Here is a 14,422-nt window from a genome sequence, read left to right as displayed (position 1 = left end):
CCGCCCCCCACCGTCCTGAAGAGACGGTCACGGAACGACCTCGAGCGGAATTGAAGGGCCGGCATGCCTAACCTCAAGGACCTAAAGAACCGGATCTCGAGCGTCCAGTCGACGCGCAAGATCACCTCGGCCATGAAGATGGTTGCGGCTTCCAAGCTGCGCCGCGCTCAGGACCAGGCGGAAGCCAGCGGTCCTTACGCGGAGCGTATGGGCCGCATGCTCGCCTCCCTGGCCGCCAACGTGCAGGACAGCGGCAACGGTCCGAAGCTGATGACCGGGACGGGCGCCGACACGGTGCATCTGCTGGTCGTCATCAGCTCCGACCGCGGTCTGTGCGGCGCCTTCAACGGCTCCATCGTCCGTGAGGCCAAGCGGCAGATCACGCGCCTGCAGGGCGAGGGCAAGACCGTCAAGGTGTTGACCGTCGGCCGCAAGGGCCGCGACCAGCTGAAGCGCGAATTCGCCTCGCTGATCGTCGAGAGCTACGAGGATGTCGGCCGCCGCCGGCTCGGCTTCAGCGACGCCGACATGGTGGCGTCGAAGGTGCTGGCGATGTTCGAGGCCGGCGAGTTCGACGTCTGCTCGGTCATCTTCAACAAGTTCAAGTCGGCGATCTCCCAGATCGTCACGGTTCAGCAGCTCATTCCCTTCGCCGTCCCCGTCGCCGAGGCCGCGGCCACCGACGAGGCGAAGGCGCTGTATGAGTTCGAGCCCGACGAGGAGCAGATCCTCGCCGAACTGCTGCCGCGCAACCTGTCCATCCAGATCTACCGCGCCCTCCTGGAGAGCGCCGCGTCCGAACAGGGCGCCCGGATGACCGCGATGGACAACGCGACGCGCAACGCCGGCGACATGATCAACAAGCTGACGATCACCTACAACCGGACGCGCCAGGCCTACATCACCAAGGAGCTGATCGAGATCATCTCCGGTGCCGAGGCACTCTAACGGCCGCATCCGCACGTAGCGTCCAGCCAATTTGCGCCGGCGACGGCATACCGACACTTACCGAGTTCCTAGGGAGCTTTACTCCATGGCCACCACCAATTCTGTCGGCAAGATCACGCAGGTCACGGGCGCCGTCGTGGACGTGCAGTTCGACGGCGATCTGCCGGCGATCCTGAACGCGCTGCACACCGAGAACGACGGCAAGACCCTCGTTCTGGAAGTGGCGCAGCACCTGGGTGAGAGCACGGTCCGCACCATCGCCATGGACAGCACCGACGGTCTGGTGCGCGGCGCCGAGGTGACCGACACCGGCGCGCCCATCGCCGTGCCGGTCGGCCCGGAGACGCTGGGCCGCATCATCAACGTCATCGGCGAGCCGATCGACGAGCGCGGCGCGGTCAACGCCGCCCGCTCGCTGCCGATCCACCGTCAGGCCCCGGAATTCGTCGACCAGTCGACGGACGCCGAAGTGCTGATCACCGGCATCAAGGTCATCGACCTGCTGGCCCCCTACGCCAAGGGCGGCAAGATCGGCCTGTTCGGCGGCGCCGGCGTCGGCAAGACCGTGACGATCATGGAGCTGATCAACAACGTCGCCAAGGCGCACGGCGGCGTGTCGGTGTTCGCCGGCGTGGGTGAGCGTACCCGCGAGGGCAACGACCTCTACCACGAGATGATCGAGTCGGGCGTCATCAAGCTCGACGGCCCGGGCTCCAAGGTGGCCCTGGTGTACGGCCAGATGAACGAGCCGCCGGGCGCCCGCGCCCGCGTCGCGCTGAGCGGCCTGACGCTCGCGGAATACTTCCGCGACGAGGAAGGCCAGGACGTGCTGTTCTTCGTGGACAACATCTTCCGCTTCACGCAGGCCGGTTCGGAAGTGTCGGCTCTGCTGGGCCGCATCCCGTCGGCGGTGGGCTACCAGCCGACGCTGGGCACCGACATGGGCGCCCTGCAGGAGCGCATCACCTCGACCAAGAAGGGTTCGATCACCTCGGTGCAGGCCATTTACGTGCCCGCCGACGATCTGACCGACCCGGCCCCGGCCGCGTCCTTCGCCCACCTGGACGCCACCACGGTGCTGTCGCGCTCGATCGCCGAAATGGCCATCTTCCCGGCCGTGGACCCGCTCGACTCGACCAGCCGCATTCTCGACCCGCGCGTCGTCGGTGAAGAGCACTATTCGGTCGCCCGCTCGGTGCAGAAGGTTCTGCAGACCTACAAGTCGCTGCAGGACATCATCGCCATCCTGGGCATGGACGAGCTGTCGGAAGAGGACAAGCTGGTCGTGGCCCGCGCCCGCAAGATCCAGCGCTTCCTGTCGCAGCCGTTCCACGTCGCCGAGGTGTTCACGGGCACCCCGGGCGTGCTGGTCCCGCTCGAGGAGACCATCAAGGGCTTCAAGGGCATCGTGAACGGCGACTACGATCACCTGCCGGAGGCCGCCTTCTACATGGTCGGCACCATCGACGAGGCGATCGCCAAGGCCAAGAAGCTGGCCGCCGCCTGATCCCCACCCTGGGATCGCGGCATTCCGGCCCGGCCCCATCGCGCCCCATCGGGTTCGAGACGGCCGGGCGGAAATCGACATCAGCACACCCCCTCCCCCCGTCAGCGGGGGAGGGGGTTCCTATGAAGAGGCACCAGGAAACCCATGGCCGATAAAGTCGAATTCGAGCTGGTCTCGCCGGAAAAGCTGCTGAAGTCGCAGCCCGTGGACATGGTCGTGGTGCCGGGTTCGGAAGGCGATTTCGGCGTGCTCGCCGGCCATTCGCCGATGATCTCGACCGTGCGTCCGGGTGTCATCGACGTGTATGAGGGCGACCGCGTGGTCGACCGCGTCTTCGTCGCCGGCGGCTTCGCCGAGGTCACCGAGGCCCGCTGCACCGTGCTGGCCGAGGAAGCGGTGGCGCTCACCGACCTGGACCGCGCCACGGTCGAGAAGCAGATCAAGGACCTGTCCGAGGATCTGGACGACAGCAAGTCGGACGCCGAGCGTGCCGTCGCCGAGTCCAAGCTGGCCGTTGCGCGCGCCAAGCTGGACGCGCTGAGCCAGTCCGCCGCTCACTGAGCGGAAGGCCCGCCGGCTCGGGTTTCCCTGGGCAGACGGCATACATCTCTTCGGTCGAGCGGGCGGCTTGGGCTTCCAGGCCGCCCGTTTTCGTTGCGACTTGGTTGCATCGGCGAAAAGACGAATTACATTCGAGGGCCTGAACCGCAAACCCCGGCGCACCCCGACGGCATCGGCGGGGGCAACGCAGCGGATCTTTCCCGATATTGGCCACGGCCGCCGGCAAGGCGGCCCAAGACGAGGCGGCAGAGCGGATCATGGCGCGTGCGCATTGGCGGATCGATGAGCTTCCCTGGGACCGTTTCGACGCAGGCCGTGTCGATCCCGATCTGGTCCCCCTGATCAAGGCGGCGGCTCTGGTCGAGTTCAACGCCGACGACTACACGGCCTATCTCTGCAACGTCTTCAATGACGATCCGGAGTTTCAGGAGGTCGCCCGCGGCTGGGCGGTCGAGGAGGTCCAGCATGGCGAGGCGCTGGGCCGCTGGGCCGAGCTGGTCGACCCGACCTTCGATTTCCGGGCGGCGGTCGAGCGCTTCCGCGCCGGCTACCGCGTGCCGATCGATCTGGACGCCTCGGTCCGCGGGTCGCGCACCGGCGAGATGATCGCCCGCTGCATGGTGGAAACCGGAACCAGTTCCTACTACGCGGCCATCGGTGATTCGACCGACGAGCCGGTGTTGAAGGAGATCTGCCGCAACATCGCCGCCGACGAACTCCGCCACTACAAGATCTTCTACACCTACGCCAAGAAGTATCTGGACCGCGAGGGGCTGAACAAGGTTCAGCGCCTGAAGGTGGCGCTGTCACGCATCGGCGAGTCCGAGGACGACGAGTTGGCCTACGCCTATTACGCCGCCAACGCTCCGGCGGATGCCGCGTATGAGCACAAGGTCTACAACGCCGCCTACATGCGCCGTGCCTATGGCCGCTATCGCCGCAAGCATGTCGACCGTGCCGTCGCCATGGTGTTCAAGGCTTGCGGCCTGAAGCCTCACACCCGCCTGTGCCAGATGGCGTCCACCGGCGCCTGGTGGCTGATCGACCGCCGCGCCAGGAAGCTGGCGACCCAGGCTGCCTGATCGCGGCCCCGGCCGCTCATGCGGCCGAAGCCCGACCGGCGAAAGAGGTCATGTGAACCTGAAGCGAATGAAAATTCGCTTTAAAGGCCGTTTGAACGCGTCAGAGCCGCCGGTGCTCCTGCCCGCCTCCGCAGCATTGGCTGCGCATCCAGGCGTAGGGCGGGGGTCCGGCGGTTTTTTTCTTTCTAAGAGTCGATTTCTTTATTTCGCCTCTGCGTAATTAAAGCAAGAGGCCGTCCGCCGCCATTGGGGAGAACACCAAAAGCGGCGTTGATGAAAATCAAATCTCCCGGGTTCATTGTTGCTATACTTCCCTCGGTGGATGTGTTCATCGCTGCAGGTTGACCACGATGACTGAGTTTCTGTTCCTCCATAGGCGCTCTCCGCCTTGGTGGTCTGTCTTGGTGCAAGACGAACCTTTGAGAGAGTCTTGGTCAAGATGTGCAAGCTCAGCGCGGCTGTCGCTGTGAGCATGTCCGTTCGTCTGCGCATGGGTGCCTTCCGCCGATGATCCGTTCCTATCTCCCCGCCGTCCTTCTGCTGGTGGCCGGTGCCGCCGCCCTGCCGGTTGCCGCATCCGGCCCGGGTGATCCGGCCGAGCCGGTCGCCGCGGTGTTCGCTCCCGGCACCACGCTGGCCGAGGCGATGGCGCGTGTGGCGGCGGCCGGCGGAACCCCGCTGCGTGCCGGTCCCTTCGCGAACATCGTCGTCGCGCGGTCGGCCCACCCCGACTTCGCCGCTTCCCTTTACCGGCATGGCGCCTGGTTGCTGCTCGATCCGCTTCTCGCCGGATGCGCGGACCCGCGCCGACTGCCGTCCTGACCCGGAGCCACCCCATGAACAATCTCGACCGCCTTCGCTTCGCCAGCGAGCGGGCGCTTCTCGCCTATCTGTGGAGCTATGTGCCGATCCTGGCCCTGTTGTCCTGGTCGATGGACCGGGGTTGGGTCATTCCGGCACTGGCCCTGTTGGTCACGGCCGGCGCGACGCTGGGGCGGTTCTCGGCCAACGGCGCCACGCGGCGCAGTCTTTCGGCGGTGGCGCTGATGCTCCAGAGCGCCCTGGTCGTCGCGGCGGGGGAGGGCCAGCCCTGGCAGGTCGATCTGCATTTCCTGTTCTTCGCCAATCTGGCGGCGCTGATCGCCTTCATCGACGTCGGCGCTCTGGTGATGGCGACGCTGACCGTTGCGGCGCATCACCTGATCCTGAACTTCCTCCTGCCCTATGCCCTGCTGCCGGAAGGCGGGAACCTCCTGCGGGTACTCTTCCATGCGGCGGCGGTGCTGGTGGAGGTGACGGTTCTGGTGGCGGTCGCCTGGAAGGGGCAGGGCCTGCTGAACAGCCTGGAGGCGACGCTCGCCACCGCCGAGGAGGCCCGCCGCCAGGCCGAGTTGCTGGCCGCCGAACAGCGGGCGACGGAGGAACGCGCGGGCGAGGAGCGCCGTCGCACCCTGGCCGAGGTGGCCGGCAGGCTGCAGGCGGTGATCGGCGCCTCCGCCGACCAGATCCTGACGGAGTCCGATGCGCTGAGCGGCGACTCTCACGCCGTCGCTTCCACCATCGGCAGCACGCGCGTGCAGTTGGGTGAGGCCTTGCGCTCCATCGGCGGCGCGGTGGAGCGGACGCATGACATGACGGCGGCGGCGGATCAGCTCGCCGGATCGACCGGCATCATCCGCGGGCAACTCGACCGCGCCACCGGAATCGTCTCCACCGCCAGCCGGCAGGCGTCGGCGACACGGGAGATCGTCTCCCTGTTGGAAGGCACCGCCGCCCAGATCGAGGACATCACCCGCCTGATCGGCGACATCGCCAGCCAGACCAACCTTCTGGCGCTGAACGCGACCATCGAGGCGGCGCGGGCCGGCGAGGCGGGCAAGGGCTTTGCCGTCGTCGCCGGCGAGGTCAAGCAACTGGCCAGCCAGACCGCGCGGGCGACCGACGACATCGCCCGGCAGGTGGCGGACATCCAGGCTTCGTCCCGGCGCACCGCGCAGGCCATCGGCGAGATCGTCGACACCATCGGCAGCATGAACGAGGTGACCGTGGGAATCGCCGATGCGATCGAGCAGCAGGGATATGCCGCCCAGTCGATCATCGGCCGGATCCAGGCTACGGCGGAGGAGGCCCGCGATCTGGCGTCGACGGTGGAGGGGGTGCGCGCGGTCGCCGACGGCTCCGGTTCCGCGGCGGAGGCGATGGAGCGGCGGCTGGACGTGGTGCGACGGAGTGCCGCCCAGCTGCGGAGCGATGTGGCCTCGCTCGCCAGCTCGATCCGGGCGGCGTGAAGCGATGGGGACGGGGCGGGCGGGAACTGGCGGCGGCCGGCGGACTGCGCTACCCCTTCCGTTCCAACCACCGACACCGAAATGGGGTTACGGAGACATGAAGCTCTATTACAAGCCGGGTGCCTGTTCGCTGTCGCCGCACATCGTCCTGCGCGAGGCCGGGCTGCCCTTCGAGTTGGTGAAGGTCGATCTGGTCGCCAAGACCATGCCCGACGGCAGCGATTTCCGTGCGGTGAATCCGAAGGGGCAGGTTCCGACCCTGGCGCTCGACGAGGGCGGCATCCTGACCGAGGGCGCCGTGATCGTGCAGTACATCGCCGACAAGGCGCCGGGCAGCGGCCTGATCCCGCCGGCCGGCACGATGGAGCGCTACCGCGTCCAGGAACTGCTGAACTTCATCGGGGCGGAGTTGCACAAGGGCGTCGTGCCGCTGTTCCCGATGCTGAAGGACGTGGTGTCCGACACCCACCGCGAATTCGCCGCCAAGGTGTTGAACGGCAAGCTGTCGGTGCTGAACCAGGAATTGGAGGGCAAGGCCTATCTGACGGGAGACGTCTTCACCGTTGCCGACGCTTATGCCTACACGGTGCTGAGTTGGATGCCGCGCATCGGCTTCGACCTGTCGGCCTTCCCTGCTCTGGTCGCCTTCAGCGAACGTGTCGGCGCGCGTCCGGCGGTGCAGGCGGCGCATGCCGCGGAAGCCCAGGGCTGACAACTGCGTTTGCCATAGGAAAGTTCGCCAAAGGAAAAGGCCCCGTCTCGGCGAGAGACGGGGCCTTTTCCTTGCGGGCGCTGCCCGGATCAGGCGGCGTTGGGCTTGCGGCGCAGCGGGGTGTTGCCGCCGGGGGTGCCGGCCGCGCGCGGGGCCTGCTTGCCGCCCCCATGGTTGCTGTTGCCATGGGCGTTGCCGTGCGAAACGGCATGCGGGGCCGGGCGGCGGTCATGCCGGTTCTGGTCATTGCGGGCGGCGTCCGGCCGCGGCGCGCCGGCCGGCTTGCCAGCCTTCTGCGGGGTCTTCTGCGGGGCCTTGGCGGCAGGCTTCGGCTGCGCGGCCTTGGGCGCCGCCGGCTTCGGCGCGGCATTGGAGCCGGCGTTTCCAGAGCGGGCCTGCTGCTGGTTGCGGTTGTTCTGGTTGCGGTTGCTGCCCGGCGCCTTGGGGCGGGGCGGCGGCTTGCTGGAGGCGTGGATCTGGGCCACCTCCACCGCATGGTAGGGGTGGGTGGCGTCGGCCGGGATCGGCTGGCGGATCGTCTTTTCGATATCCTTCAGATAGCCGACCTCTTCATGGTCGCAGAAGGACACCGCGCTGCCGTCGGTGCCGGCGCGGGCGGTCCGGCCGATGCGGTGGACGTAGCTTTCCGGCTCGTTCGGCAGGTCGAAGTTGATGACGTGGCTGATGCCGTCGATGTCGATGCCGCGGGCCGCGATATCGGTCGCCACCAGCGCCCGCAACTCGCCGCTGCGGAAGCTTTCCAGCGCGCGGACGCGGGCCGACTGCGACTTGTCGCCATGGATGGCGTCGGCGGCGATGCCCGCCTTCTTCAGGTGGTCGGCGATGCGGTCGGCGCCGTGCTTGGTGCGGGCGAAGACGATGGTGCGGGCCATCGCCGAATCTTCGAGCAGATCGGCCAGCAGGCGGCGCTTGTCGCTGCGCTCCACGAACAGGACCCGCTGGTTGATGCGCTCCACCGTGGTGGATTGCGGCGTCACCTCGATCCGTTCGGCATCGGTCAGGATGCTGTTGGCCAAGTCGACCACGGCGTCCGGCATGGTGGCCGAGAACAGCAGCGTCTGCCGTTCCTTCGGCAGCACCGCGACCACCTTCCGCACGTCGCGGATGAAGCCCATGTCGAGCATGCGGTCGGCTTCGTCCAGCACGAACACCTCGATCTGGTCGAGGCGGACATGGTTCTGCGCCATCAGGTCGAGCAGGCGGCCGGGGGTGGCGATCAGCACCTCGGTCCCGCGGGCGATGGCGGCAACCTGCGGGCTCTGGCCGACGCCGCCGTGGATGACGGTGCGGCGGATCGGCAGATGGCGGCCGTAGGTGGTGAAGCTGTCGCCGATCTGCAGCGCCAGTTCCCGCGTCGGGGTCAGGATCAGCACGCGCGGCGACTTGGCGGCCACGCGCTTCTTGTTCTGGAACAGCCGCTGCAGGATGGGCAGCGTGAAGGCCGCGGTCTTGCCGGTGCCGGTCTGGGCGAGGCCCAGAACGTCGCGGCCGGCCAGCAGGAGCGGGATCGCGCCGGCCTGGATCGGCGTGGCCGTGGAGTATCCCTCCTCCGCGACGGCGCGCAGAAGAGGCTCGATCAGGCCGAGGCCGGAAAATTCGGTCATGGAAGCGATGGTCCTGGTCACCAGAATGGGGGCCGCGCCAGGAGGGAGCGGCCGGGCTTGCGCGCTCCGCGGCGGGTTGGCGCGGAGCCGTCGGGCGGCGGGCGATCCGGGCGCGCGCAAGTCCTGCGCGGCGACGGGCGCCGTCCGACCCCGGACAGATAGGCCCGGTGGCTTGATTTGGCAAGCAAACTCGGTGCGCGGCAGGGGTGCGCCGGTCGGGACGCGCGGGAAAGGGGCGCGAATCGACGCCGCGACGCCGCGGCAAATGATCGCGCCCCGCGGGTGTGCAGGAGGGGCTTACGGCTTCTTGATCACGCCGCAGGCGATGCGGTCGCCCGAGTTGCCGGCGGGTTGGCTGAGATAGTCGTCGGGCTCGGCATGGACGACGATGGAGGTGCCGCCCTGCTTGAACAGGCCGTCCGGCCCGTCGGTCAGGGTGACCGTGTGGGTGATCGCCTCGAACCCGGCCTTGCCGGCCTCGTTGGCCCAGATGTTGGGAAGCTCGCCATAGTGCATGTGCTCGGATTCCAGGCCGTGCTTGGAGCCCTGGGCGCCGAAATGGCCGCCGGCCGCCTTGAAGTCGGGCGTGCAGGCGCCGTTTTCATGGATGTGGATGGCGTGCCAGCCCGGCGGCAGCCCTTCGAGCTGGCCGTGGACCAGGATGCCGTGCGGGAAGCGGGTGAAGGTGACGGTCCCCAGCGGCTTGCCCTGGGCATCGGCGACGGCGGCCTGGGCGGCGGGAGCGGGAGCCGGGGCCGCCTGCTGGGCCAGGGCCGGGGCGGCGAACAGCGACAGGCCGGCGATCAGCAGGGCCTTCGTCGTCCCGATCCGGGGCGGGTGGGCACGGGTCATGCGGGTCAGTCCTCCATTTTGGCCGGGCCACGGGTGGCGCCGGCGGGTTCAGCGACCTTCGGTCGCTGCGAAACCGTTCTGGGCTTGCGAACGGTTTTCAGTATGATGGGGGTCTCGGGAAGCAAAGACCAGGGTTGGGGTGATGACGTCGCGTCTGGAAACGTTGTGTATGGAGAAGGGGCTGAAGATGACCGGGCAGCGCCGCGTCATCTCCCAGGTGTTGTCGGATGCCGACGACCACCCCGATGTGGAGGAGGTGCACCGCCGGGCCGTGCAGATCGACCCGCGCATCTCCATCGCCACGGTGTACCGCACCATGCGGCTGCTGGAGGACGCGCAGGTGATCGAGCGTGTCGACCTGGGTGACGGCCGTGCGCGCTACGAGGAGGCGTCGGCCGACCACCATCACCACCTGATCGACACCCGCACCGGGCGGATCATCGAGTTCGCCAGCCCGGAGCTGGAGGCGATGAAGGAACGCATCGCCCGCGAACTCGGCTACAAGATCGTCGGCCACCGGCTGGAAATCTACGGCGTGCCTTTGGATGAGGAGGAGCGTTCATGACCGATCCCCGTTTTTCCGAGGCGGAGCAGCCGATCCTCGACGCCATCGCCTGCCGCGATGCGGTGCAGCGCTGCTATTCCGGCCTGTGCCGCTGCGGCCAGCCGGAACGCTACGCGCTGGAGGCGGCGGTCACCGTCTACCGCTACCACCATCCTGATATCCCACCGGCCCAGGCGGAGACCATCGTCAGCCATTGGGTGGCCGGGTCGGTTCGGCACTGAGGGGAATGGCCGCTGCGGCGGAAAATATGAAAATAGTCCTTGATCTTCTCCGCATAAAATCCTAAAACCGAGCTCGTCAAGGCGACGGGTCCGCCCCTCGGACCTGTCGCCCGACAGCACCAGAGCTCTCCCCTCGCTTCGGTCCGAAAAGGGCCGGCCGGACACTCGAAAGTCCGGCCGGCCCTTTTTGTTTTCGCGTTTCGCCCGCGGCCGGCGCTGCGCCTCGCGCGCATCTCCGACAACCGGGTGGCGGAACGACTCCTCCCGCCACGCCGTCGCGGGATCCGCAGGAACGCGAAAGGAAATCATCCCCATGTCGACCACCATCGCCCAGGCGTTCGTCAAGCAGTTCGAACGCGAGGTCCACGAGGCCTATCAGCGCATGGGCTCCAAGCTGCGCAACACGGTGCGCAGCAAGAACAACGTGCAGGGCGCCTCCACCGTCTTCCAGAAGGTCGGCAAGGGCGCCGCCTCCACCAAGTCGCGCCACGGCGCCGTTCCGGTGATGAACCTGGACCACACGCCGGTCGAATGCGCGCTGTATGATTTCTATGCCGGCGACTGGGTCGACCGGCTGGACGAGCTGAAGACCAACATCGACGAGCGGCAGATCATCGCCAATGCCGGCGCCTATGCGTTGGGCCGCAAGACCGACGAGCTGCTGATCGCCGAGCTGAACAAGTCCGTCAATTACGCCGGCAGCGCCGCCGACGGGCTGACCAAGGCCAAGATCCTGACCGCCTTCGAGATGATGGGCGAGGCCGACGTGCCCGACGACGGCCAGCGCTACGCCGTCGTCGGCTGGAAGCAGTGGAGCCAGCTGCTGGGCATCGAGGAGTTCGCGAGTTCGGACTATGTCGGTGCCGACGAACTGCCCTGGCGCGGCACCCAGGCCAAGCGGTGGCTCGGTACGCTGTGGCTGCCGCATTCCGGCCTGACGTTGAGCGGCAATGTCCGGCTCTGCCACTGGTACCACAAGACGGCGGTCGGCCACGCCGCGGGCGCCGACGTGAAGACCGACATCACCTGGCACGGCGACCGCGCGGCGCATTTCGTCAACAACATGATGAGCCAGGGCGCCGCGCTGATCGACACCACCGGCGTGGTGACCCTGCGCTGCGTGGAGAACTGAGCGGGTGTGAGTTTCCCTCTCCCGTGGCGGGAGAGGGCATTTCCCCTCCACACAGATTCCGGAGACTTCGATCCATGGCCTATGCGTCCAAGGATTTGAGCGTGCTCGCCTATGCGAACGGCTTCACGCTCTGGCACTACACCACGCCCGATGCGGCGACCGATGTCGACACCGCCGGCTATTTCAACGGGGCGGCCGACCTGCTGCGGGTGGGCGACATGCTGCTGGCGAACTGCGCGGTCGGCGCCGCCACGCCGGCGACCGGCGTGCTGGTGGTCGCGGCCAGCGGCAGCGGAGCGGTCGACGTCGCCAACCTGACGCCGTTCGGCGCCGCCAACAGCGACTGATCCGTCGAGGCGAGAGGCGCCGCACGCCGACCATGGAGGGCGGCGCCTTTCCGAAACCCTGGAAAGGGAGACCGTCCATGGCCCTGACCGCCATCGGCCTGTGCGGCCGCGCGCTGATCAAGCTCGGCGCCACCGCCATCGCCTCCTTCGAAGACGGCTCCGCCGAGGCGGAGGTGGCCGCCGCCCTGTATGGACCGACGCGCGATGCGCTGCTGTCGGCCAACGCCTGGAGCTTCGCCAGCGTGCAGGCGGCGCTGCCGCGGCTGGCCGAACCGCCGGTCGCCGATTACGCCTGCGCCTTCCAGTTGCCGGCGGATTTCCTGCGGGCGCTGGCGGCGGGCGGCGGCGGGCGGGCGCGCGGCCTGTCCTACCGCATCCATGGCCGGACGCTGCTCTGCGATGCCGGCGCCGTCACCCTGTCCTACATCGGCCGCCCGGCGGAGGAGGAGTTTCCCGCCTTCTTCGACCAGGCGCAGATCGCGCGGCTCGCCGCCGAATTCTGCCTGCCGCTGACCGAAAGCTCGACGCGGGCGGAACTGCTGGCCCAGCTGGCCGAGAGCGAGTTCCGCCGCGCCCGCCAGATCGACGCGCAGCAGGACAGCCAGCCCGGCTTCGAGGACTTCACCCTGATCGATGCGAGAGCATGAGGGGGCGCGGGCATGATGGGAGGACATGATGGGACGGCTGCATCAGGTCAAGACCAACTTCACCGCCGGCGAGGTGTCGCGCCGCCTGCTGGGGCGCGGCGACCTCAAAGCCTATGACAACGGCGCCCTGGCCCTGCGCAACCTGTTCATCGACCCGACCGGCGGGGTGACGCGGCGGTCGGGGCTGGCCTTCACCGCGCTGGCCCGCGGCGACGGCCGGCTGGTGGCGTTCGAGCGCAACAGCGAACAGACCTATCTGCTGGTCTTCACCGACGGCTGGATCGACGTTTTCCAGGGCGGGAGCAGGCTGGCCTCGGTCGCCGCGCCCTGGACGTTGACGCAACTGGCGCAGATCACCTGGACGCAGAGCGCCGACACGCTGCTGGTCTGCCATCCCGACCTGCCGCCGCGCAAGCTGACGCGCGGCGACGACGGGGGGTGGACGCTGTCGGAATGGGCCTTCGCGGTGGAGGGGGAGTTGCTGCGTACGCCCTTCTACCGGTTCGGCGATCCGGCGGTGACGCTGACGCCGTCGGGGACGAGCGGGGCGATCAGCGTCACCGCGTCGGCCCCGGTGTTCGACCCGCGCCACGACGGCACCCGCATCCGCATCAAGGGCAGGCAACTGCAGGTGACCGGCGTGGTTTCGGCCACCCAGGTCAACGCCACTGTGAAGGAGGCGCTGGCCGACACCCAGCCGACCCCGAGCTGGGAGGAGCAGGCCTTCTCCGCCCTTCGCGGCTGGCCGGTGTCTGCGGCCTTCCATCAGGACCGGCTGGTGATCGGCGGATCGCGCGACCTGCCCAACCGGCTGTGGCTGTCGCGCTCCGCCCAGATCTGGAACTTCGACCTGGGCGAGGGGCTGGACGACCAGGCCATCGAGTTCGGCATCCTGTCCGATCAGGTGAACGCGGTGCGGGCCGTCTTCTCCGGCCGGCATCTGCAGGTCTTCACCTCGGGCGCCGAATACATGGTGACCGGCGATCCGCTGACCCCGCAGAGCATGCAGGTCAAGCGGCAGACGCGCATCGGCTCGCCGATGGACCGCGCCATCCCGCCGCGCGACGTGGAGGGGGCGACGCTGTTCGTGCCGCGCAACCGGCGCGAAATCCGCGAGTTCCTCTATACCGATACCGAGGCGGCCTATCTGGCGAACGATCTCGCCCTGCTGGCCCGTCATCTGGTGGCGAGCCCGCGTGACCAGGATTACGACCAGAACCGCCGGCTGCTGTTCGTGGCGATGGAGGACGGTTCGCTGGGGGCGCTCACCGCCTACCGGGCGGAGGACGTCACCGCCTGGACCCTGCTGGAGACCGACGGGGCGGTGCGCTCCGTCGCCGCGGTTGGGGACGAGGTCTACACGCTGGTGGAGCGGCGCGGCGTGTGGACCGTCGAGCGCTTCGACGATGGGCTGAACCTCGACGCGGCGATCGCCGCCGAGCGGGCGGACGCAACCGCGGTCTGGGGCGGGCTGGCGCATCTGGAGGGACGGACGGTCGCCGTCGTCGCCGACGGGGTGGTGCGCAACCCGGCCACGGTCCAGGCCGGCAGCGTCACGCTCGACCCGCCGGCGCGCAAGGTCGAGATCGGGCTGCCCTACACCCACCGGATCGAGCCGCTGCCGCCCAACCTGCTGGGGCAAGCGACCGGGGCCGACATCGTCCGGCTGATCGCCGTCACCTTCCGTCTGGAGGAGACGGCGGCGCTGCGCGTCGATCTGGGGCGCGGGTTGCAGGAACTTCCGCTTCACCGGCTTGGGCCGCAACCGGCCGGCGGGGTGCCGCCGCGCGTGTCGGGGGACCGCCGGCTGCGGGCGCTCGGCTGGCGCCGCGACCCCAATGTCCCGCTGTGGCGCATCGAACAGGACGCGCCGCTGCCTTTCACGCTGCTGTCCGTGACCATGGAATTGAAGGTGAACGACTGATGGGTGGAATT

The 14,422-nt window shown here is 68.3% G+C and carries 15 protein-coding genes; 13 read left to right on the top strand and 2 right to left on the bottom strand.

Annotation, left to right across the window (positions count from 1 at the left end; translation table 11 throughout):
• Positions 1-63: 63 nt before the first annotated feature.
• From DM194_RS09755 to gstA, 7 genes are all read left to right on the top strand, one after another.
• Positions 64-948, top strand: a complete 885-nt coding sequence (locus DM194_RS09755; protein ID WP_111067141.1) for a F0F1 ATP synthase subunit gamma — start codon at positions 64-66, stop codon at positions 946-948.
• Between the two features lie 85 nt (positions 949-1,033).
• Positions 1,034-2,455: a F0F1 ATP synthase subunit beta gene (gene atpD, locus DM194_RS09750; protein WP_111067140.1), complete on the top strand. Its 1,422-nt coding sequence runs from the start codon at positions 1,034-1,036 to the stop codon at positions 2,453-2,455.
• A gap of 144 nt (positions 2,456-2,599) precedes the next feature.
• A complete protein-coding gene (locus DM194_RS09745; protein WP_111067139.1) occupies positions 2,600-3,016 on the top strand; it encodes a F0F1 ATP synthase subunit epsilon in 417 nt (138 codons plus the stop codon).
• 257 nt (positions 3,017-3,273) lie between these two features.
• Positions 3,274-4,098 carry an acyl-ACP desaturase gene (locus tag DM194_RS09740; protein WP_111067888.1) on the top strand — a complete coding sequence of 275 codons (825 nt, stop codon included), beginning with the start codon at positions 3,274-3,276 and terminating at the stop codon, positions 4,096-4,098.
• Positions 4,099-4,605: 507 nt separating this feature from the next.
• Positions 4,606-4,920: a hypothetical protein gene (locus tag DM194_RS09735; protein WP_111067138.1), complete on the top strand. Its 315-nt coding sequence runs from the start codon at positions 4,606-4,608 to the stop codon at positions 4,918-4,920.
• A 14-nt stretch (positions 4,921-4,934) separates the two neighbouring features.
• Complete coding sequence (locus DM194_RS28945) at positions 4,935-6,386, top strand: methyl-accepting chemotaxis protein (protein ID WP_162629990.1); 1,452 nt, start codon at positions 4,935-4,937, stop codon at positions 6,384-6,386.
• A 97-nt stretch (positions 6,387-6,483) separates the two neighbouring features.
• On the top strand, positions 6,484-7,098 hold the full coding sequence (gene gstA / locus DM194_RS09725; protein ID WP_111067136.1) for a glutathione transferase GstA: 615 nt from the start codon (positions 6,484-6,486) through the stop codon (positions 7,096-7,098).
• Positions 7,099-7,187: 89 nt separating this feature from the next.
• Here the strand turns inward: gstA and DM194_RS09720 are convergent, their stop codons facing one another.
• Both DM194_RS09720 and DM194_RS09715 read right to left on the bottom strand, forming a co-directional pair.
• A complete protein-coding gene (locus DM194_RS09720) occupies positions 7,188-8,723 on the bottom strand; it encodes a DEAD/DEAH box helicase (protein ID WP_111067135.1) in 1,536 nt (511 codons plus the stop codon).
• 297 nt (positions 8,724-9,020) lie between these two features.
• The gene (locus DM194_RS09715) at positions 9,021-9,575 is read right to left on the bottom strand and encodes a superoxide dismutase family protein (RefSeq protein ID WP_111067134.1); all 555 of its coding nucleotides are present in this window, start codon (positions 9,573-9,575) and stop codon (positions 9,021-9,023) included.
• A gap of 142 nt (positions 9,576-9,717) precedes the next feature.
• Here DM194_RS09715 and DM194_RS09710 point away from each other — a divergent pair, with 142 nt between their 5' ends.
• From DM194_RS09710 to DM194_RS09685, 6 genes are all read left to right on the top strand, one after another.
• On the top strand, positions 9,718-10,140 hold the full coding sequence (locus DM194_RS09710; RefSeq protein WP_111067133.1) for a Fur family transcriptional regulator: 423 nt from the start codon (positions 9,718-9,720) through the stop codon (positions 10,138-10,140).
• A complete protein-coding gene (locus DM194_RS09705; protein WP_111067132.1) occupies positions 10,137-10,361 on the top strand; it encodes a hypothetical protein in 225 nt (74 codons plus the stop codon). Before DM194_RS09710 ends, DM194_RS09705 begins: the two co-directional genes overlap by 4 nt.
• A gap of 313 nt (positions 10,362-10,674) precedes the next feature.
• Positions 10,675-11,493: a phage capsid protein gene (locus tag DM194_RS09700; RefSeq protein ID WP_111067131.1), complete on the top strand. Its 819-nt coding sequence runs from the start codon at positions 10,675-10,677 to the stop codon at positions 11,491-11,493.
• Positions 11,494-11,567: 74 nt separating this feature from the next.
• Positions 11,568-11,840, top strand: coding sequence for a hypothetical protein (locus DM194_RS09695; protein ID WP_111067130.1), 273 nt, complete (start codon positions 11,568-11,570; stop codon positions 11,838-11,840).
• 77 nt (positions 11,841-11,917) lie between these two features.
• Positions 11,918-12,487 (top strand): phage connector family protein, encoded by a 570-nt coding sequence (locus DM194_RS09690; protein WP_111067129.1) that lies wholly within the window; start codon positions 11,918-11,920, stop codon positions 12,485-12,487.
• Between the two features lie 25 nt (positions 12,488-12,512).
• Positions 12,513-14,411: a phage tail protein gene (locus tag DM194_RS09685; protein ID WP_211110586.1), complete on the top strand. Its 1,899-nt coding sequence runs from the start codon at positions 12,513-12,515 to the stop codon at positions 14,409-14,411.
• The last annotated feature ends 11 nt before the right edge of the window (positions 14,412-14,422 follow it).

Source organism: Azospirillum ramasamyi, assembly GCF_003233655.1.
Lineage (GTDB): Bacteria > Pseudomonadota > Alphaproteobacteria > Azospirillales > Azospirillaceae > Azospirillum > Azospirillum ramasamyi.
Note: the sequence above shows the minus strand (reverse complement) of the source record. Positions and strands in the feature narration are given on the sequence as shown.